Origin of the sequence: Variovorax fucosicus, from assembly GCF_030316825.1 — a bacterium.
Classification (GTDB): Bacteria; Pseudomonadota; Gammaproteobacteria; order Burkholderiales; family Burkholderiaceae_C; genus Variovorax; species Variovorax fucosicus.
Genome location: NZ_JASZYU010000001.1, coordinates 1,406,684 through 1,425,797 on the forward strand (window position 1 = coordinate 1,406,684; position 19,114 = coordinate 1,425,797).

Sequence of the window (19,114 nt, forward strand, 5' to 3'; positions counted from 1 at the left end):
TGGAACTGAAGCCATGACCGATTTTTACGATCAACTCGAAGTGCGCGACCCGGCGCAGCGCGAGGCCGACCTGCTCGCCGCGCTGCCGCGCCAGGTCGCGCATGCCCAATCAGCAGCACCGGCGTTCGCCGCCATCCTGAAGGGCTTCGACGCCCAACTTGTTGTGAACCGCGAAGCCCTGGCGGCGCTGCCGGTCACGCGCAAGACCGACCTGCTCGCACGCCAGAAGGAACTGCGCACCACTGATGCCTTCGGCGGCTTCAGCGCCATTGCGCGCGGGCCGGCCATGCGGCGCGTGTTCGCAAGCCCCGGCACCATCTACGAGCCCGAAGGCGCGGCACCCGACTACTGGCGCACGGCGCGCGCGCTGTACGCGGCCGGCTTTCGCAGCGGCGAGTTGGTTCACAACAGCTTCAGCTACCACATGACCCCCGCCGGTGCGATCCTGGAGAGCGGCGCACATGCACTGGGCTGCAGCGTGTTTCCCGGCGGCACTGGGCAGACCGAGCAGCAACTCGAGGCCATGGCCGAGCTCCGGCCCGACGGCTATGTCGGCACCCCTAGCTTCCTGAAGATCCTGATCGAAAAAGCCGCGGCGATGAACCTGCCGTTGCCGAGCGTGACCAAGGCGCTGCTGTCGGGCGAAGCCTTTCCGCCGAGCCTGCGCGACTGGCTGGCCGAGCGCGGCGTGCGCGGCATGCAGTGCTACGCCACCGCCGACCTGGGGCTGATCGCCTACGAAACCAGCGCACACGAAGGCCTGGTGCTCGACGAGGGCGTGCTGCTCGAAATCGTGCGCCCCGGTACCGGCGACCCGGTGCCCGACGGCGAGGTCGGCGAGGTGGTCGTCACCACCTTCAACCGCGACTACCCGCTGGTGCGCTTCGGCACCGGCGACCTGTCGGCCGTGCTGCCGGGCCCCTGCCCCAGCGGCCGCACCAACACCCGCATCAAGGGCTGGCTTGGGCGCGCCGACCAGACCACCAAGGTGCGCGGCATGTTCGTGCACCCGGGCCAGGTGGCCGAAGTCGCAAAGCGATTTCCCGAGATCGCGCGCGCACGACTCGTGGTCGAAGGCGAGATGGCGCAAGACCGCATGACGCTCAAGGTCGAGGCGCCGGCCACTGGAGGCCTCGCCGAGCGCATTGCCGAGGCCGTGCGCGAAGTGACCAAGCTGCGCAGCGAGGTCGAGTGCGTGCCCACGGGGAGCCTGCCAAACGACGGCAAGGTGATCGAGGACGCGCGCAGCTACCGGTAGCGGGTCTTCTTCGGGCCCGTCGGCCGATGCCGACAAGGCAGTGAGGACATTGGCTTCGTGCGTTAGGGCTTTTCGGGAGCAGTCAGGCCACCGTCAGCCGATAAGATCGCGGCCTTTGATCTCCGGAGTTTTCATGAAGAAACTGTTTGCTCTCGCCGCCATTGCCGCTGCCGCCTTCGGGGTTCACGCCCAGGACTTTCCTGGCGGAAAGCCCATCACGATCGTGGTGCCATTCGCGGCAGGCGGCCCGACCGACCGCGTGGCGCGCGACCTGGCCGAAGCGCTGCGCAAGCCGCTCGACGGCGTCAGCATCGTGGTCGACAACACGGCCGGCGCGGGCAGCACGATCGGCAATGCCAAGGTGGCACGCGCCAAGAACGATGGCTACACGCTGCTGCTGACGCACGTCGGCATGGCCACCACACCGGTGCTCTACCGCAAGCTGCCCTACAACTACGAAACCGATTTCGAGTACCTCGGCCTGATCAATGACGTGCCGATGACGCTGGTCGGCAAGCCGCAGCTGGAAGCAAAGAACTTCAAGGAACTGCGCGACTGGATCAGCAAGAGCGGCGGCAAGGTGAACCTCGGCAACGCCGGCGTCGGCTCTGCATCGCACCTGTGCGGCCTGCTGTTCCAAAGCGAACTCAAGGTTGAAATGACCACCGTGCCCTACAAGGGCACCGCGCCGGCCATGGCCGACCTGCTGGGCGGCCAGATCGACCTGCTGTGCGACCAGACCACCAACACCACGAGCCAGATCGAAGCCAAGAAGGTCAAGCCCTACGCCGTGACCACGCTCAAGCGCCTGAGCACGCCGGCACTGAAGGACATCCCGACGCTCGACGAGTCGGGCATGAAGAACTTCCAGGTCACGATCTGGCACGGCCTTTACGCGCCCAAGGGCACGCCGGCGCCGATCCTGAAGAAGATCAACGATGCGCTGAAGGTCGCGCTGAAGGATCCGGACTTCATCAAGAAGGAAGAAGGCCTGGGCGCCGTGGTGGTCAACGACAAGCGCATGGAGCCGGCCGAGCACAAGAAGTTCGTGCAGGCAGAGGTGGCGCGTTTCGGCCCGGTCATCAAGGCCGCCGGCATCTACGCTGACTGACGCTTCCGCGTCAACGCAAAGCCGCTGCGCCCACCGGGCCCGGCGGCTTTTTTGCGCGCGCGCCGCTGCGCTCTCGCCGCGTCACCGTGTTCGGGTGCATCGGGCGCAGGTAGTCGTGCAGCGCCAGCGCCGCGGCGCCCACCGCTGGCGCGAGCAACCCGTGGCGCGCGCCACGCACCGCAGGCGGCGGCATGCCGGCAGCATCGGCATAGCTTTGCACCGTGGCGATCGCGCTGCGCAGGAATTCGGGATGCGCCTCGCAGGTCGAGCCGCCGATGACGATGGCGCGCGGGTCGAACGCCGTCCAGAGGTTCTGCAGCAGCACGCCGAGCATCTGCCCGGCCCGCTTCACGTCGCCGGCACCGCGTCCGAGTACGCGGGAGCCGAAGAATGCCTCGGCGCAACCGCGCCGGCCGCAGGAGCACAACGGCCCATCGGCCTGCAGGATGGTGTGGCCGATCTCGCCCGCCATGCCTTGCGCGCCGGTGAAGAGCCGGTCGTTCAGCACGATGCCGGCGCCGACGCCGACGTCGCAGTCGACAAAGATCAGCGGGTCTTCGCCCTCGCCTTTGCAGAATTCGTATTCGCCGAGCGCGGCCACGTCGGCCTCGTTCTGCAATTGCACCGGCACGCGCGGCAGGCCGGCCACCGCGAAGGCCTCGATGAGGTCGGGCAACAGGTCGAGCCGGCGCCAGCCCAGGTTCGGCGCGAACAGCACGATGCCGGTGGCGTCGTCGACCGCGCCCGGCACGCCGACACCGATGCCCGAAAGTTCAAGGCCGCGCGCCGCGATCTGCTTCCAGGCCTGCGCGCACATCGCGGCTGCCTGCGCGCAGGCGCGCGCGGGTTCGGTGCTGGCCAGCGGTTGCGCATCCGCGTGCAGCACCTCGCCCAGCAGCGAGACGCAAGCCACGCGCATCGTCTCGACGCCGATTTCCACCCCGACCAGCGCACGCACCCGGTCGTTGATGTGCAGCGGCGTCGACGGCCGGCCCAACCCGTCGTTCACCGCGGCGCCGGCCTCGCTGAGCCAGCGGTCGTCGATCAGTTCGCGCACCAGGCCGCTCACGGTCGACTTGGTCAATCCGCTTTCGCTGGCAAGCCGTGCGCGCGACAAGCCCGGCTGTGCGCGCAGCAGCCGCAGCACCACGCTGCGGTTGATGCGCTTGAGCAGTTGCTGGTCGCCAATCGTTTTCACGCGTGGGGTGCCTCGGCTTTGCCTTCCGGCTTCTTGCCCGCGATGATCATCCCGAGCACCTCGTCCTCGGTGACGTCGGCGGTGCGGTAGGTGCCGACCAGCCGGCCGTTCTTCATCACCGCGAGCCGGTCCGAGAGGCCGAACACGTCGGGCATGTCGTGCGTGATCAGGAAGATGCCGACGCCGTCGTCCTTGAGCTGCTTGACCAGCCGGCCGACCATCGCGGTCTCTTCCGGCCCGAGCGCGGCGCAGGGCTCGTCCATGATCAGGATGCGCGCGTTGAAGTACAGCGCGCGCGAGATCGCCACCACCTGGCGCTGCCCGCCCGACAGCCGGCGCACCGGCACGCGGATGTTCGTGAAGTTCTTGTTGAGCCGGTGAAACACCTTGCGCGCCGCACCTTCCATGAAATGGTCGTCCAGCGTGTTCCAGCGCGTCATCTTCTCGCGGCCGAGGAAGAGGTTGGACACCGAATCCAGGTTGTCGGCCAGCGCCAGCGTCTGGTAGATGGTTTCGATGCCCTGCGCCTGCGCTTCGGCAGGCGTGCGGATGTGCACCTTCTCGCCGGCGATCAGCGTGTCGCCCGAGTCGATCGGGTAGGCGCCCGCGAGCATCTTCATCAGCGTGGACTTGCCGGCGCCGTTGTGGCCCAGCAGCGCGACCACTTCGCCCGGGTAGAGGTTGACGCTCACGCCGTCCACCGCGTGCACGCCGCCGAAAGCCTTGCGGATCTCGCGCAGCTCGACCAATGGCTTTGTCTTGTCGATCGTGGCGGCCATCAGTTCTCTCCAAACTTGCGGCGGTACAGGACGTCGAACACCACCGCGATGATCAGCACCTGCCCGATGATCACCATGCGTTTGCCGATCGGCACGTCGAGCAGCAGCATGCCGCTGTCGAGTGACTGCATGATCAGCGCGCCCAGCACCGAGCCGAAGATCGAGCCGCTGCCGCCGGCCAGCGCGGTGCCGCCGATGACGGCTGCCGCGATCACGTAGAGCTCCATGCCGGTGCCGAGCGAGTTGGTGCCGGCGTTGAGCCGCGCGATCGATACGATCGCCGCGATGGTCACCAGCACCGCGAGCAGCGCGAACAGCATCAGCGTGACGCGCTTGACCGGAATGCCCACCAGCGCCGCCGCGTCCGGGTTGCCGCCCATCGCGAACACGTAACGGCCGAAGCGCGTGCGGTGCACGATGAACGACAGCACGATCGCCACCGCGGCCCAGATCAGCACCGGGATCGGGATGCCTTGCGCCTCGGTCTTGGACGAGATCTGGTAGTGGTTCATCGTCCACGCGAACGCCACCAGCACCGCGGCCGGCACCGCTGTCAGCAGCACGTCGACCCAGACCGCCTCGGTCGGCATCTCGTGGTGCTGGCGCGCGCGGCGCTTCTGCACCATGCGCGCGAACAGGATCGCCACCACCACCGCCGTGAGCACCCAGGTGGCCGTGACGCCGATGCCGCCGTCGTAGCCGCCGCCCAGGCTCTGGAAGAACTCGTCGTTGACCGGTTGGGTCTTGCCGTCGGCCACGAGAAACGCCGCACCGCGGAACGACATGAGCCCGCCCAGCGTGACCACGAACGACGGCACGCCCAGCACCGCCGTGAGCCAGCCTTGGTAGATGGACACCAGCAACGCCACCGCGAGCCCCGCGAGGCAGGCAGTGGGCCACGACCAGCCCGAGGTGTACTGCAGGTAGGCGATCAGCACGCCGACGAAGCCCATCACCGAGCCGACCGACAGGTCGATGTGGCGCGCCACGATCACCAGCACCATCACCGTGGAGACGATGCCGACCACGGCCGTCTGCTGCGCGATGTTGTAGAGGTTCTCGGGCGACAGGAAGATGCCGCCCGAGAGGATGTGGAACACCACGCCCATCGCGATGAGCAGCACGCTCATCAGCACCAGGCGCAGGTCGACCCCGGCCCGGCGCCAGAGTGGCAAAGACTGATTCATGGAATGACTCCTTCAGGAAACACCGCGGAACCGGCTTTGCCGGGCCGCTGGTGTTGCCCCCGGTGAGGGGGTTGGCGTAGCGACACGCAGTGCGCGAAGCCTGGGGGGTGCTCTGCTACTTGCAGGCAGCGGGGGCCTTGTCGCCCGTGACGCCCTTGCAGAGTTCGTCCTTCTTGATCCAGCCGGCCTTCACCACCACGTCGAGGTTGCTGCGCGTGATCGCCACCGGCGTGAGGAAGCGCGACTGGAGCGCGATCTTCTTCTCGCCCTTGTCCCAGCTGGCGGCCTTTTCGACCGGCTTGCCGCCCGCGAGGGCGATGGCCGCGCTGGCGGCTTCCTTGCCGAGTTCGCGCGAGTCCTTCCAGACCGTGACGGTCTGCGTGCCGAGCGCCACGCGGTTCAGCGCCGCGAAGTCGGCATCCTGGCCCGACAACGGAATGCCGCGGATGCCCTTGGCCGAGAGCGCCGCCACCGCGCCGCCGGCGGTGCCGTCGTTGGAAGCCACGACCGCGTCGACCTTGCCGCCGGCCTTGGTCAGGATCTGCTCCATGTTCTTCTGCGCAACCTCGGGCTTCCAGCCTTCGGTGTATTCGTCGCCGACGATCTTGATGTCGCCCTTTTTCACCGCATCGGCAATGACTTCCTGCTGCCCGGCGCGCAGGAAGTTGGCGTTCGGGTCGGTCGGCGAGCCCTTGATCATCACGTAGTTGCCCTTGGGCGCCAGCTTGAACACCTCGCGCGCCTGCAGGCGGCCGACCTCGGTGTTGTCGAAGGTGATGTAGAACACGCCGGGCGCCTCGATCAGGCGGTCGTAGGCCACCACGGGCACCTTCTGGCGCACGGCCTTGGTAACGGCAGGCAGGATCGCGTCCTTGTCCATCGCCAGCACGATCAGCACCTTGGCGCCCTTGGCCATCAAGCCCTCGATGTCGCCGAGCTGCTTCTCGGGCGAGCCGCCGGCATCCGCACTGATGTACTTGGCGCCGAGCTTTTCGAGCTGGGTCTTGATCGCGGCTTCGTCGGTCTTCCAGCGCTCTTCCTGGAAGTTCGACCAGCTCACGCCGACCACGGTCTGGGCGCAGGCGCCAATGGCAGCAAGGCCGAGGGCCAGTGCGGTGAGGGTGCTCTTGAGTTGCATGGGTGTGTCTCCGGTTGGAACGAGGTTAATTAGTTCGGGTGGCAAACTAACTATCTCATCCGGAACGCGGACCGGTCATCGGGGAATTCCCGGGTTAATCCGTGCGCGCGAATTGGTCACGCCCGATACGATTTCGGCGTTGGCGCCCGGTGTGCGGGCGCTGGAGACAAGATGCACTCGTCCCTCTACCGCACGATGGCGCGGATCCGCGCTTTCGAGAATGCCGCCGAAGCGGCCAGCCAGGGCGGCGTGAGCGCCTATGGCCAGGAGGCTGCGGGCGCCGCCAGGGTGCGCGGCCCGCTGCACCTGTCGACCGGGCAGGAAGCCGTGCCGGCCGGCGTTTGCGCCCACCTCGCGCCCACCGACTACCTGACGTCCACGCACCGCGGCCACGGCCACACGCTGGCCAAGGGCGCCAACCTCACGCGGATGATGTGCGAGCTGTTCGGCAAGGCAACCGGCTTCAATGGCGGCAAGGGCGGCTCGATGCACATCGCCGATTTTTCGGTCGGCATGCTGGGCGCCAACGGCGTGGTGGCGGCCGGGCTGCCGATCGCGGTGGGTGCGGCCCATGCGCAAAAACTGCAGCGGCGCGACGCCATCACGGTCTGCTTCTTCGGTGACGGCGCGATCAACCGCGGCCCCTTTCTCGAAGCGCTCAACTGGGCCCGCGTCTACCAGCTGCCGGTGCTGTTCGTCTGCGAGGACAACCGCTGGAGCGCCACCACCGCAAGCGGCCCGATGACGGCCGGCGACGGCGCGTCGGCCCGCGCGCGGGCGCTCGACATCGCGGCCACGCAGGTCGATGGCAACGACGTGTTCGCGGTGCACGCAGCCGCCGCCAGGCTGGTGGCCGAGGTGCGCAGCGGCGCCGGGCCGCGCCTGCTGCATGCGCTGACCTACCGTGTGAAGGGCCATGTGTCGGTCGATCCGGCCGCCTACCGCGACGCCGGGGAGCTGGCCGCCGCGCTGGCGACCGACCCGATCGCCAATGCGCGCATGCAGTGCCTGCAAGCCGGCGTGGCGGCCGCCGCGCTGGACGCGATCGATGCCGAGGCGCAGCGCGAAGTCGAAGCCGCGCTCGCCGCCGCCGCGGCGGCGCCCTGGCCGGACGCCAGCGCCGCCTTCACCGACGTGCAGACCACCGGGGCCGGCCAATGGCATTGAGCGAACTCAGCTACGCAGAAGCCGCCGCACTCGCGCTGCAGCACGAGATGGAAGCCGACGCCAACGTGGTCGTGCTCGGCGAGGACGTCGGACGCGGCGGCATCTTCGGCCAGTACAAGGGGCTGCAGCAGCGCTTCGGCACCGAGCGCGTGATCGACACGCCGATCAGCGAGGCCGCGATCATGGGCGCGGGCGTCGGCATGGCGCTCGCGGGCCTGCGCCCGGTGGTCGAGATGCGCGTGGTCGACTTCGCGCTGTGCGGCATGGACGAACTCGTCAACCAGGCCGCCAAGAACCGCTTCATGTTCGGCGGCCAGGGCCGCGTGCCGCTGGTGGCGCGCATGCCGGGCGGCATCTGGGACGCGTCGGCCGCGCAGCATTCGCAGTCGCTCGAAGCCTGGTTCGCCCACCTGCCGGGCGTGGTGGTGGTGAGCCCGGCCACGCCGCAGGACAACTACAGCCTGCTGCGCGCGGCCCTGCGCTGCGGCGACCCGGTGGTCTACATCGAGCACAAGGCGCTGTGGGGCGCGCGCGGCGAGGTCGATACGACGCAGGTCGCCACGCTCGGCCAGGCCGCGCGGCTGCGCGACGGCGACGAGTTCACGCTGGTGAGCTGGGGCAAGCAGTTGCAGGTATGCGCCGCCGCCTGCGACGCGCTGGCGGCCGACGGCATCGCGGTCGACCTGCTCGATCTGCGCACGCTCTGGCCGTGGGATCGCGAAGCGGTGCTGGCCTCATGCGGGCGCACGCGCAAGCTGCTGGTGGTGCACGAGGCGGTGCGGGCCGCCGGCTTCGGCGCCGAGATCGCGGCAACGGCGGCCGAGGCGACCGGCTGCAAGGTCGCGCGGCTCGGTGCGCCGCGCATCCCGGTCGGCTATGCGCCGGTGCTCGAGGCGCAGTCGCGCGTGAGCGCCGAACAGATCGTGGCGGCGGCGCGCAGGCTGGTCGCCTGATGCCCATGGACAGCGACGACTCGCTTTTCTTCAAGCTGGTGCGGGTGGTCAACCTCACTGCGCGCCCGTTCCAGCAGCGCGTCGGCCGCCAGCACCAGCTCACGCTGAACGAATGGCGCGCGATGGCCGTGCTCGGCGCGCACCCGGGCTACACCGCCACCCAGGTGGTCGAGCAGACCGGCCTGGACAAGATGTCGGTGAGCCGCGCGCTGGCCGGCCTCAAGCGCGCCCGCCGCCTGCAGGCGCGCGACGACCCGACCGACCAGCGCCGCAGCCGGCTCTACCTCACGGCGGCCGGCAAGGAGCTCTTTGGCATCGTGCATGCGCTCGGCCGGCAGCGCGAAGCCGAACTGTTCGCGGGCGTGGATGCCGCGGAATTGGCGCGCTTCGGCGCCACGCTGGACAAGCTGATGGCGTCGGTGGCGAGCAGCGCGGAGCCGATCGACTGAGGCGGCGTCAGGCGGCAAAACCACCGTCGATGTTGAGGCTGGCGCCGGTCACGAAAGCGGCTTCCGGGCTGGCCAGGTAGGCGACCATGCCGGCGATCTCCTCCGGGTGGCCGTGGCGATCCAGCGCCATGAAGCTGTGCATGAAGCCGGCTTGCGGGCCGTCGGCCGGGTTCATGTCGGTATTGACCGGGCCCGGCTGGACGTTGTTGATCGTGATGCCGCGCGGGCCGAGATCCCGCGACAACCCCTGCACCAGCCCCTTGAGCGCCGCCTTGCTCATCGCATAAGCACTGCCGCCGGCAAACGGCATGCGGTCGGCGTTGGTGCTTCCGATGTTGATCACGCGTCCGCCCTGCCCCATGTGGGCCACGGCGGCCTGGGTGGCGACGAACACCGCGCGCACGTTGACAGCCACCGTGCGGTCGAAGTCCGCGAGGGTGAACTCGCCGATGGCACCCGGAACGAACACGCCCGCGCTGTTGACCAGGATGTCGAGACGACCGAAATCGGCCGCGGCCTGGTTGATGCCGGCGGTCAGCGCGGCGGCGTCAGCGCTGTCGATGCGCAGCGCCTGCGCGCGTCCGCCGGCCGCTTCGATGCTGCGCACCAGTTCGTCGGCCGGCGCCTTGGCACTGGTGTAGCTGAACGCGACCGCGGCGCCATCGTTGGCCAGCCGGCGCACGATGGCGGCGCCGATGCCGCGCGAACCGCCGGTGACGAAGGCAACCTTGCCGGCCAGCGGAAGGGAGTTGGAAGAGGTGGTCATGGTGTCTTTCGACGGAATGTGTTGAACAGGCCCTCAGTTTGGCGATGGTTGGCTGTTCCCGGTAGCCGCTAAAAAACCCAATCAGCTTCAACCGTTGGTTGAAAATGTGGCGATGGAAGCCCTCAGCCATCTCGAATCCTTCGTTCAAAGCGCCGAGGCCGGCAGCTTTTCCGCGGCAGCGCGGCGCCTGGGCCTGACGCCGGCGGCGGTGAGCAAGAACGTGGCGCGGCTCGAAGCCCGGCTGGGTGTGCGCCTGTTCCAGCGCAGCACGCGGCGCCTCACGCTCACCGAAACCGGCGAGGGCTTCCTGCGCCAGGTGAGCGGCGGGCTCGCCACCCTGCAGGATGCCTTGGCGAACGTGAGCACCGTCGGCGGGCAACCGGCCGGCACGCTCAAGGTCAGCATGGGGCAGGCGTTCGGCCGTGCCTATGTGGTGCCGCTGCTCGGGGAGTTCCTGGCGCGCTATCCGGCCGTGCTGCCCGACTGGCATTTCGACAACCGGCAGGTCGACCTGATCGGCGAAGGCTTCGACGCGGCCATCGGCGGCGGCATCGAGCTCACGCCGGGGCTGGTCGCGCGGGAACTCGGGCGGGTGCATGTGGTGGCGGTGGCGTCGCCCGGCTACATGGCAGCGCGGCCGATGCCCCAGCAGCCGGCGGATCTGGCCGCGCTCGACGGCATCGTGCGGCGTTCCTCGCCGACCGGCCGCGTGCGCGCCTGGACGCTGCGCAACGCGGCCGGCGAGGAAGGCGCGGTGGAACCAAAGCCGCGTGCGATCTTTAGCGACCCCGAGGCGATCGCGCTGGCGGTGCGCATGGGCCTCGGCGTGGCGTTGCTGCCGATGCCCTTTGCCGCGCCCGGTCTCGCGAGCGGCGAATTCGTGCGGCTGCTGCCAGGCTGGCATGCCGACTCCGGCGCACTGTCGCTCTACTACCCCGGCAAGAAACTTCTGCCGGCCAAAACGCGCGTGTTCGTCGACTTTGTGGTTGAGCGTTTCCGCGCGGCAGACTTTGCCCGGCGCATGCGCGGCGACTGATATCAGGGTAGGCCGCTGGCGGCGGGTGGCCCCTTCCGCGAATGTCCCCCGGGCTTCGCCCTCCTCCTTTATTTCGCTGCAGGGGCCACCCACCACCATCGGCCAGGGCACGCTCGTGGTGTTCAGCGCGAATTGGTCACGCCGCGTCCAGGATCAGGGCGGTGGGGCACGCTGCGCAGCGAAATAAAGGAGGAGGCCGCAGGCCGGGGGACATTCGCGGAGCAGCGTGCCCCGCCGCCCTGATCCCGCCCCCGAACCTCAGCGCCCAGATCAAAGCAAAGCCAGATCGAGATCCTTGAATGCAAGACCGCATGAGCCCGCAGGCCGGGGTTATTACCCTCAGCGGATGGGCCGCTTCGCACGTACAACTGCGGCCATGCCGATGACGCGGCGCGCCTCAGCGACGGCCCGCTCACTCTCTTCCATCTCTTCCAGAAAGCAGACATGACTGTTCTTTCCAAACCCAATCGACGTACAGCGCTTGCTGCCACTGCGGCGGCTGTTCTCGTTTTGGCAGCAGGGCCAACGGCCGCGCAGGGCACCTGGCCGACCAAGCCGGTGCGCATCGTGGTGCCGTTCGCACCCGGCGGCACCACCGACATCCTGGCGCGCGCGGTGGCGCCCGAATTGTCGAAGGCCTTCGGCCAGCAGTTCATCGTCGACAACCGGGCCGGCGCCGGCGGCAACGTGGGCGCCGACATCGTGGCCAAGGCGCCGAATGACGGCTACACGCTGCTGATGGGCACGGTCGGCACGCACGGCATCAACCGCGCGCTGTACGCCAAGCTGCCGTTCGACCCGATCAAGGACTTCGTGCCGATCACGCTGGTGGCCGCAGTGCCAAACGTGATGGAAATGAATGCCGACAAGGCGAAGGAAATGGGCATCAAGAACGTGGCCGATTTCGTGAAGTACGCCAAGAGCCACCCCGGCAAGCTCAACATGGCGTCGAGCGGCAGCGGCACGTCGATCCACCTGGCCGGCGAGCTGTTCAAGAGCATGACCGGCAGCTTCATGACCCACATCCCGTACAAGGGCTCTGGCCCGGCCCTGCTCGACATGGTGGGTGGCAATGCCGACGTGATGTTCGACAACCTGCCTTCGTCGATGGCACAGATCAAGGCCGGCAAGCTGGTGGCGCTGGCCGTGACCAGCTCGAAGCGCTCGGCCGCCCTGCCCGACATCCCGACCGTGGAAGAGGCGGGTGGCCCGTCGCTCAAGGGCTACGAGGCCAGTTCGTGGTTCGGCCTGCTGGCGCCGGCCGGCACCTCACCCGAGATCGTGAGCCGGATTCAGCAGGAAGTGGCGAAGTCGCTCGGCACCCCGGCGATCAAGGAAAAGATGCTGGCGCAAGGCGCGATCCCGAGTGGCAACACGCCCGCCGAGTTCACGCGGTTCATTGCGGCCGAGCACACCAAGTGGGCCAAGGTCGTGAAGGACTCCGGCGCCAAGGTCGACTGAGGCTCTACACGCCCCAGACGACGTCTTTTTTGTCCGACAGGGAGTCCTTGAGCATGTGAATCAGTGGCGCGGCGCGCTGGTGCAGGCCCACGTGCTGGCGTTCGGCGTCTTCGGCATGACCTTCGACCGCAAAAGAGTCATGGTTGTGCTGGTTGGCACCTTCGTTGCGCACCGCGGCCTCCAGCGCGGCAAGCGCCGCCGGAATCTGCTCCACGGTGATGATGCCCTTTGGGCCGCCCGCCTTGCCCATGATGTCGAGCAGTTGGCGGGCATTGGCCTCGAGCATCACGATGTCGGCACTCGCTTGCGATTTGAATCGGTACAGCATGGTTCTTACTTGTAGAGGAAGTCTCGGACGAAAGGGTACGCCGATTGTGCCCCGGGCACCGGGCCCGTCGCTTTGCTGCGGTCGGGCTTGATGGCCAGCATCTGGTAGAGCGAAATCCAGCCCTGCTCGAAGCTCATGGCCGAGCCCGCCAGGTAGAGGCGGTAGGCGCGCAGGATGCGCTCGGCGCGGCCGGTCTGGCCGGCCGTGCGCTGCAGCACCGCAAGTGCCTCGTCAAGCCTGGCTTCTAGCGTGTCCGACCAGCTCCAGAGCGTGCGCGCGTAGTGCGGGCGCAGGTTTTCGGTATCGACCATCTCGAGCCCGGCCGCCGCCATTTCGCGCAACACATGCGTCACATGCAGCAGTTCGCCGCCCGGAAAAATGTACTTCTCGATGAAGTCACCCATGCCGTTGCCCAGTTGCGTCGAATCGAGCTGCCCCGCGGTGATGCCGTGGTTCATCACGATGCCGCCGGGCACCAGCAGCGAATTGATCTTGGCGAAGTACGCCGGCATGTTGGCCGCGCCGACATGCTCGAACATGCCGACCGACGAGATGCGGTCGAACGGCTGACCGGTCGAGAGCTCGCGGTAGTCCCGCAACTCCACCCGCACGCGACCCTGCAGGCCCTTTTCTTCGATCAGTTGCTGCACGTAGGCATGCTGGTTTTTCGACAAGGTGATGCCGGTCGCATCGACGCCGTAGTGCTCGGCCGCCCACAACAGCAACGCACCCCAGCCCGAACCGATGTCCAGAAAGCGCTGGCCCGGTTGCAGCATGAGCTTGCGGCAGATGTGGTCGAGCTTGGCCTCCTGCGCCTGCGCCAGCGTCATCTCCGGCGTCCGGAAGTAGGCGCACGAGTAGACGCGCCGCGGATCGAGCCAGAGCGCGTAGAAGTCGTCCGAGACGTCGTAGTGGAACTCGATCTGCGCCGCATCCTTGTTCAGCGAATGGGCGCCGCGGGACTTGGCCCGCCGCAACAGGCGGCCCCACCAGCCACTGTTGGTTTCGGCCGGGTTGCCGGGCAGCAGGCCCACCACCGCATCGGTGAGGTCGCGCATCTTGCCTTCGATCTGCACCCTTCCCTCGACGTAGGCCTCGCCGATCGCGCCGATCTGGCTCGACGCCAGCTTGGCCAGCCCGGACCATTCCGAAAAGGCCAGCGTGATGCGTGAGCCGGGCATCTCGACCCGACGTCCGTCGGGCAATTCCAGGGCGATCGGAACAGAAAGCGCATCCAGGCGCGATTCGATTTTCGGTATCAGGCTCTGCATAAAGTCATTCTTGCGAGCGCGGGTGCACTCGTCAACCGCCCCCTCCCGATGCCCTTTGGGCCATTGACACAAGATTGTTTATGCTTAAACTATTTAGCCATGAATAGCCAAATGCCGCCAGTTCCCGCGCTTCGCAGCGTGCTGTGCATCGGGGGCGGCCCTGCCGGGCTGTACTTCGCACTGCTGATGAAGGTGCGCCAGCCCGCGCTGAAGATTACCGTGGTTGAGCGCAACCGCCCGTTCGACACCTTCGGCTGGGGCGTGGTGCTGAGCGACCAGACGCTGGCCAACCTGGCAGCAGCCGATGCCGAGAGCGCAGCGCTGATCGGCGCGGCCTTCAACCATTGGGACGACATCGAGGTCTTCTTCAAGGGGCGCAGCGTGCGCTCCGGCGGCCACGGCTTCTGCGGCATCGGCCGCAAGCGCCTGCTCAACATCCTGCAGGAGCGCTGCCTGGCGCTCGGCGTCGACCTGGTGTTCGAAACCGACGCCACCGACGACCAGGCGCTGGCCGCGCAGTACAACGCCGACCTGGTGATCGCCAGCGACGGCCTGAACAGCCGCATCCGCCAGCGCTATGCCGACGCGTACCAGCCCGACATCGACCTGCGCCGCTGCCGCTTCGTCTGGCTCGGCACGAAGAAGATGTTCGACGCCTTCACCTTCGCGTTCGAGCAGACCGAGCACGGCTGGTTCCAGGCGCATGCCTACCAGTTCGACGGAGACACCTCGACCTTCATCGTGGAAACGCCTGAAGAAGTCTGGCAGGCGCATGGCCTCGACAAGATGGAGCAGGCCGAGGCGGTCGCGTTCTGCGAGAAGCTGTTCGCACGCTATCTCGACGGCAACGCGCTGATCAGCAATGCATCGCACCTGCGCGGCTCGGCCATCTGGATCCGCTTTCCGCGCGTGGTGTGCAAGCACTGGACGCACCACGTCGAGGTCGGCGGCAAGACCGTCCCGGTGGTGCTGATGGGCGACGCGGCACACACGGCGCACTTCTCGATCGGCTCGGGCACCAAGCTCGCGCTCGAGGACGCGATCGACCTCGCCAGGACTTTCGAGGAAGGCGGCTCGCTGGACGAGGTGCTGGAAGCCTACGAAGGCCGGCGCAGCGTCGAGGTGCTGAAGATCCAGAACGCGGCGCGCAACTCGACCGAATGGTTCGAGAACGTGACGCGCTACAGCGGCATGCAGATCGAGCAGTTCGCGTATTCGCTGCTCACGCGCTCGCAGCGCATCAGCCACGAGAACCTGCGGCTGCGCGATGCCGGCTGGCTGGACGGCTATGAGCAATGGCTGGCCGGCCGCGCGGGCGTGGCGCCGATGCTGATGCCGTTCACCGTGCGCGGGCTCACGCTGAAGAACCGCATCATCGTGTCGCCGATGGCAACCTACAGCGCGGTCGACGGCGTGCCGCAGGATTTTCTGCTGGTGCACCTGGGCGCGCGCGCGCTCGGCGGCGCCGCGATGGTGATGGTCGAGATGACCAGCCCGACGCCCGAAGGCCGGATCACACCGGGCTGCACCGGGCTCTACAACGACGCGCAAAGCGCAGCGTTCAAGCGCATCGTCGACTTCGTGCACGGCCAGAGCAGCGCCTACATCGGCATGCAGCTCGGCCATAGCGGGCCGAAGGGCTCGACGCAGCTCGGCTGGGAAGGCACCGACGAACCGTTGCCGGCCGGCAACTGGCCGCTGCTGGCAGCCAGTGCGCTGCCCTACGGCGAACAGAACCAGTTGCCCGCCGCGATGACGCGCGCCGACATGGACGCGCTGCGCGACCAGTTCACCCGTTCCACGAAGCGTGCGGCCGAGGCCGGCTTCGACTGGCTCGAACTGCATTGCGCGCACGGCTACCTGCTGGCCTCCTTCATCAGCCCGCTGACCAACCTGCGCGACGACGAATACGGCGGCGACATCGTGCGGCGCTGCCGCTATCCGCTGGAGGTATTTGCAGCGATGCGCGCCGTCTGGCCGGCCGATCGGCCGATGAGCGTGCGCATCTCGGCGCACGACTGGGCGCCCGGCGGCAACACCGACGCCGATGCGGTGACGGTGGCGCGCCTGTTCAAGGAAGCCGGCTGCGATTTCATCGACGTGTCGTCGGGCCAGACCACGCGGGCCGCCAGGCCGATCTACGGGCGCATGTACCAGACGCCGTTTGCCGACCGCATCCGCAACGAGGTCGGCATCTCGACCATCGCGGTGGGTGCCATCACCGACGCCGACCAGGCCAACAGCATCATCGCGGCCGGCCGCGCCGATCTGTGCGCCATCGCGCGGCCGCACCTGGCCGATCCGGCCTGGACGCTGCACGAGGCCGCCAAGCTGCAGAGCCGGGCGGTCACCTGGCCGAAGCAGTACCTCAGTGGCCGCGACCAGCTCTACCGCGAGATCTCCAAGCAAAAAGAAATTGCTGCGGCCGCCGCCGGTACTGCGCAAGCGGCTGTCAAAGCAACAACACCCGAGGAGTGAACGCCATGGATCTGGAAGCACGCGCCCACAGCGAACATCCCGACGAGCTTCGGCTCTGGCTGCGCCTGCTGACCTGCACGCAGCTGATCGAAAAGCAGGTTCGCAACGGCCTGCGCGAACAGTTCGCCACCACGCTGCCGCGCTTCGATCTGATGTCGCAGCTGGAGCGCGCGCCGGACGGACTGAAGATGAACGAGCTCTCGCGCCGCATGATGGTGACGGGCGGCAACGTCACCGGCATCACCGACCAGCTCGTGACCGAAGGGCTGGTCGAACGCGTCGACGTGGCGAACGACCGGCGCGCCTGGCGCATCCGGCTCACGACGCGCGGCCGCAAGATCTTCAACGAGATGGCGCAACAGCACGAGGCCTGGATCGTCGAAGCCTTTGCCGGGCTCAACGGCAAGGAGATCGCGCAACTGCACAAGCTGCTCGGCAAGGTCAAGCAGCACTCCCACACCACCACCACGGAACCCGCATGAAGCACTACATCGGCGCCAGCAACCCCATGCACGCGCAGTTCGAACCCAAGGCGGCGTACGCGGCGCAGCACTTCGCCTGGACCTTCGCAGATGGCGTCGGCACCATCACGCTGAACCGGCCCGAACGCAAGAACCCGCTGACCTTCGATTCGTATGCCGAGCTGCGCGACCTGTTTCGCGCGCTGCAGTACGCGACCGACGTGAAGGCGATCGTGATCACCGGCGCCGGCGGCAACTTCTGCTCGGGCGGCGATGTGCACGAGATCATCGGCCCGCTCACGCAGATGCGCATGCCCGCGCTGCTCGAGTTCACCCGCATGACCGGCGACCTGATCAAGACCATGCGCCAGTGCCCGCAGCCGATCGTTGGTGCTATCGACGGCATCTGTGCCGGTGCCGGCGCCATGATCGCGCTGGCCTGCGACCTGCGCTACGGCACGCCGGCCACGCGCACGGCCTTCCTGTTCACCCGCGTCGGGCTGGCCGGCGCCGACATGGGCGCCTGCGCGCTGCTGCCGCGCATGATTGGCCAGGGCCGCGCGTCCGAACTGCTGTTCACCGGCCGCGCGATGACCGCGACCGAAGGCCACGCCTGGGGCTTCTTCAACGCGCTGCACGAAAGCGATGCCCTGCTCGCAGCCGCCACAGCGGTCGCGCGCGACTTGGCCGACGGCCCGACCTTTGCGCACGGCATGACCAAGACCATGCTGTCGCAGGAGTGGTCGATGACGATCGAGCAGGCGATCGAGGCCGAGGCGCAGGCGCAGGCGATCTGCATGCAGACCGAAGACTTCAAGCGCGCCTACGAAGCGTTCGCGGCGAAGCGCAAGCCGGTGTTCGGCGGAGATTGAGCAGCATGAACACGACGCCCCCGGCTCCGCCTTCCACCGCGCACCTGGCGCTGCCGTTCTTCGACGCGGCGCACCGCGAACTCGCGCGGGGGCTGTTGCCCTGGGCCGCCGCGCAGGATGTCGACGAGCGCGACGACCGCGCGGCTTGCCGCGACTGGGTGCGCCGGCTCGGCGACGGCGGCTGGTTGCGCTACTGCGTGCCGGCCGCTTCGGGCGGTGCGCTCGAGCGCCTGGATTCGCGCGCGCTGGTGCTGCTGCGCGAAACGCTGGCCTACCACTCGCCGCTGGCCGATTTCGCCTTCGCCATGCAGGGCCTCGGCAGCGGCGCGATCACGCTGGCCGGCAGCGCCGAGCAGCAGGCGGCCTATCTGCCCGCCGTGGCCGACGGCAGCAAGATCGCGGCCTTCGCACTGAGCGAGCCCGAAGCCGGCTCCGACGTGGGCGCGATGGCGATGAGGGCCGAGGCCACGGCCGATGGCTGGCGGCTCGACGGCACCAAGACCTGGATCAGCAACGGCGGCATCGCCGACTTCTATTGCGTGTTTGCCAAAACCGATCCGGCCGGTGGCACACGCGGCATCACGTCGTTCATCGTCGACGCCGACAGCGCGGGGCTCGACAGTTCGGCGCACATCCACGTGATGGCGCCACACCCGCTGGCAACATTGAAGTTCGACCGTTGCGATGTCCCGCGCGCGGCGCAGCTGGGCGATCTCAATGGCGGCTTCAAGCTCGCGATGCGCACGCTCGACATCTTTCGCGCCTCGGTGGCGGCAGCCGCTCTCGGCATGGCGCGGCGTGCGCTGGCCGAAGCCATTGCGCATGCGCAGCGCCGCCGCATGTTCGGCCACTCGCTCGCCGATTTCCAGCTCACGCAGGCCAAGCTCGGCGACATGGCGGCACTGGTCGATGCGGCCGCACTGCTCACCTACCGTGCCGCATGGATGCGCGACGAAGCGGAGCGCAGCGGCCAGAAGCCAGCGGGCGACCTCACGGCGGCGGCCGCAATGGCCAAGATGGCCGCGACCGAGAACGCGCAGCGCGTGATCGACATGGCACTGCAGTTGCATGGCGGCCTGGGCGTGCAGGTCGGCACCAAGGTCGAAAGCCTGTACCGCGACATCCGCTCACTGCGCATCTACGAGGGTGCGACCGAGGTTCAACAACTCATCATCGGCAAGTCCGTTCTGCGGGGATAGAT

Annotated in this window: 18 protein-coding genes; 11 read left to right on the forward strand and 7 right to left on the reverse strand. The window is 67.9% G+C overall.

Going from position 1 to position 19,114, the window contains the following annotated elements:
* Window positions 1-13 precede the first annotated feature (13 nt).
* Together QTI05_RS06530 and QTI05_RS06535 are read left to right on the forward strand one after the other, a co-directional pair.
* Window positions 14-1,258, forward strand: a complete 1,245-nt coding sequence (locus tag QTI05_RS06530) for a phenylacetate--CoA ligase family protein (protein ID WP_286623513.1) — start codon at window positions 14-16, stop codon at window positions 1,256-1,258.
* Window positions 1,259-1,391: 133 nt separating this feature from the next.
* Window positions 1,392-2,369 (forward strand): tripartite tricarboxylate transporter substrate-binding protein, encoded by a 978-nt coding sequence (locus QTI05_RS06535; RefSeq protein WP_286541289.1) that lies wholly within the window; start codon window positions 1,392-1,394, stop codon window positions 2,367-2,369.
* A 10-nt stretch (window positions 2,370-2,379) separates the two neighbouring features.
* Here the strand turns inward: QTI05_RS06535 and QTI05_RS06540 are convergent, their stop codons facing one another.
* The 4 genes from QTI05_RS06540 to xylF all read right to left on the reverse strand — a co-directional run bounded on the left by QTI05_RS06540 (window position 2,380) and on the right by xylF (window position 6,671).
* On the reverse strand, window positions 2,380-3,567 hold the full coding sequence (locus QTI05_RS06540; RefSeq protein ID WP_286623515.1) for an ROK family transcriptional regulator: 1,188 nt from the start codon (window positions 3,565-3,567) through the stop codon (window positions 2,380-2,382).
* Complete coding sequence (locus QTI05_RS06545; RefSeq protein WP_286541286.1) at window positions 3,564-4,346, reverse strand: ATP-binding cassette domain-containing protein; 783 nt, start codon at window positions 4,344-4,346, stop codon at window positions 3,564-3,566. The genes QTI05_RS06540 and QTI05_RS06545 overlap by 4 nt, the downstream gene beginning before the upstream one ends.
* Complete coding sequence (locus QTI05_RS06550; RefSeq protein ID WP_286541283.1) at window positions 4,346-5,533, reverse strand: sugar ABC transporter permease; 1,188 nt, start codon at window positions 5,531-5,533, stop codon at window positions 4,346-4,348. Before QTI05_RS06550 ends, QTI05_RS06545 begins: the two co-directional genes overlap by 1 nt.
* A 115-nt stretch (window positions 5,534-5,648) precedes the next feature.
* Window positions 5,649-6,671 (reverse strand): D-xylose ABC transporter substrate-binding protein, encoded by a 1,023-nt coding sequence (gene xylF, locus QTI05_RS06555; RefSeq protein WP_286541280.1) that lies wholly within the window; start codon window positions 6,669-6,671, stop codon window positions 5,649-5,651.
* 171 nt (window positions 6,672-6,842) lie between these two features.
* On the opposite strand from xylF, the gene QTI05_RS06560 reads away from it, so the two are divergent.
* From QTI05_RS06560 to QTI05_RS06570, 3 genes are read left to right on the forward strand one after another with little or no spacing between them, the layout of a single operon-like run.
* Window positions 6,843-7,838, forward strand: a complete 996-nt coding sequence (locus QTI05_RS06560; protein ID WP_286623517.1) for a thiamine pyrophosphate-dependent dehydrogenase E1 component subunit alpha — start codon at window positions 6,843-6,845, stop codon at window positions 7,836-7,838.
* The gene (locus tag QTI05_RS06565; RefSeq protein ID WP_286623519.1) at window positions 7,829-8,791 is read left to right on the forward strand and encodes an alpha-ketoacid dehydrogenase subunit beta; all 963 of its coding nucleotides are present in this window, start codon (window positions 7,829-7,831) and stop codon (window positions 8,789-8,791) included. Before QTI05_RS06560 ends, QTI05_RS06565 begins: the two co-directional genes overlap by 10 nt.
* Window positions 8,791-9,240 carry a MarR family winged helix-turn-helix transcriptional regulator gene (locus QTI05_RS06570; RefSeq protein ID WP_286541275.1) on the forward strand — a complete coding sequence of 150 codons (450 nt, stop codon included), beginning with the start codon at window positions 8,791-8,793 and terminating at the stop codon, window positions 9,238-9,240. The genes QTI05_RS06565 and QTI05_RS06570 overlap by 1 nt, the downstream gene beginning before the upstream one ends.
* 7 nt (window positions 9,241-9,247) lie before the next feature.
* Here QTI05_RS06570 and QTI05_RS06575 read toward each other — a convergent pair whose 3' ends face one another.
* Window positions 9,248-10,006 carry an SDR family oxidoreductase gene (locus QTI05_RS06575; RefSeq protein WP_286623520.1) on the reverse strand — a complete coding sequence of 253 codons (759 nt, stop codon included), beginning with the start codon at window positions 10,004-10,006 and terminating at the stop codon, window positions 9,248-9,250.
* 112 nt (window positions 10,007-10,118) lie between these two features.
* Here QTI05_RS06575 and QTI05_RS06580 point away from each other — a divergent pair, with 112 nt between their 5' ends.
* Window positions 10,119-11,042, forward strand: a complete 924-nt coding sequence (locus QTI05_RS06580) for a LysR family transcriptional regulator (protein WP_286623522.1) — start codon at window positions 10,119-10,121, stop codon at window positions 11,040-11,042.
* A 444-nt stretch (window positions 11,043-11,486) separates the two neighbouring features.
* Entirely contained in the window at window positions 11,487-12,503 is a 1,017-nt protein-coding gene (locus tag QTI05_RS06585) for a Bug family tripartite tricarboxylate transporter substrate binding protein (RefSeq protein ID WP_286657792.1), read from the forward strand.
* A 4-nt stretch (window positions 12,504-12,507) separates the two neighbouring features.
* Here QTI05_RS06585 and QTI05_RS06590 read toward each other — a convergent pair whose 3' ends face one another.
* Complete coding sequence (locus QTI05_RS06590; RefSeq protein WP_286541270.1) at window positions 12,508-12,831, reverse strand: DUF1840 domain-containing protein; 324 nt, start codon at window positions 12,829-12,831, stop codon at window positions 12,508-12,510.
* Between the two features lie 5 nt (window positions 12,832-12,836).
* Window positions 12,837-14,102: a class I SAM-dependent methyltransferase gene (locus QTI05_RS06595; RefSeq protein WP_286541268.1), complete on the reverse strand. Its 1,266-nt coding sequence runs from the start codon at window positions 14,100-14,102 to the stop codon at window positions 12,837-12,839.
* Window positions 14,103-14,213: 111 nt separating this feature from the next.
* Between QTI05_RS06595 and QTI05_RS06600 the strand changes: the two genes are divergently transcribed.
* The 4 genes from QTI05_RS06600 to QTI05_RS06615 are packed head-to-tail and all read left to right on the forward strand — an operon-like array spanning window position 14,214 to window position 19,112.
* Entirely contained in the window at window positions 14,214-16,580 is a 2,367-nt protein-coding gene (locus tag QTI05_RS06600) for a bifunctional salicylyl-CoA 5-hydroxylase/oxidoreductase (protein WP_286541266.1), read from the forward strand.
* A 5-nt stretch (window positions 16,581-16,585) separates the two neighbouring features.
* Window positions 16,586-17,062, forward strand: coding sequence for a MarR family winged helix-turn-helix transcriptional regulator (locus tag QTI05_RS06605; protein ID WP_286541264.1), 477 nt, complete (start codon window positions 16,586-16,588; stop codon window positions 17,060-17,062).
* Entirely contained in the window at window positions 17,059-17,913 is an 855-nt protein-coding gene (locus QTI05_RS06610; RefSeq protein WP_286623523.1) for an enoyl-CoA hydratase family protein, read from the forward strand. Before QTI05_RS06605 ends, QTI05_RS06610 begins: the two co-directional genes overlap by 4 nt.
* Before the next feature lie 5 nt (window positions 17,914-17,918).
* On the forward strand, window positions 17,919-19,112 hold the full coding sequence (locus tag QTI05_RS06615; protein WP_286623525.1) for an acyl-CoA dehydrogenase family protein: 1,194 nt from the start codon (window positions 17,919-17,921) through the stop codon (window positions 19,110-19,112).
* Window positions 19,113-19,114 lie beyond the last annotated feature (2 nt).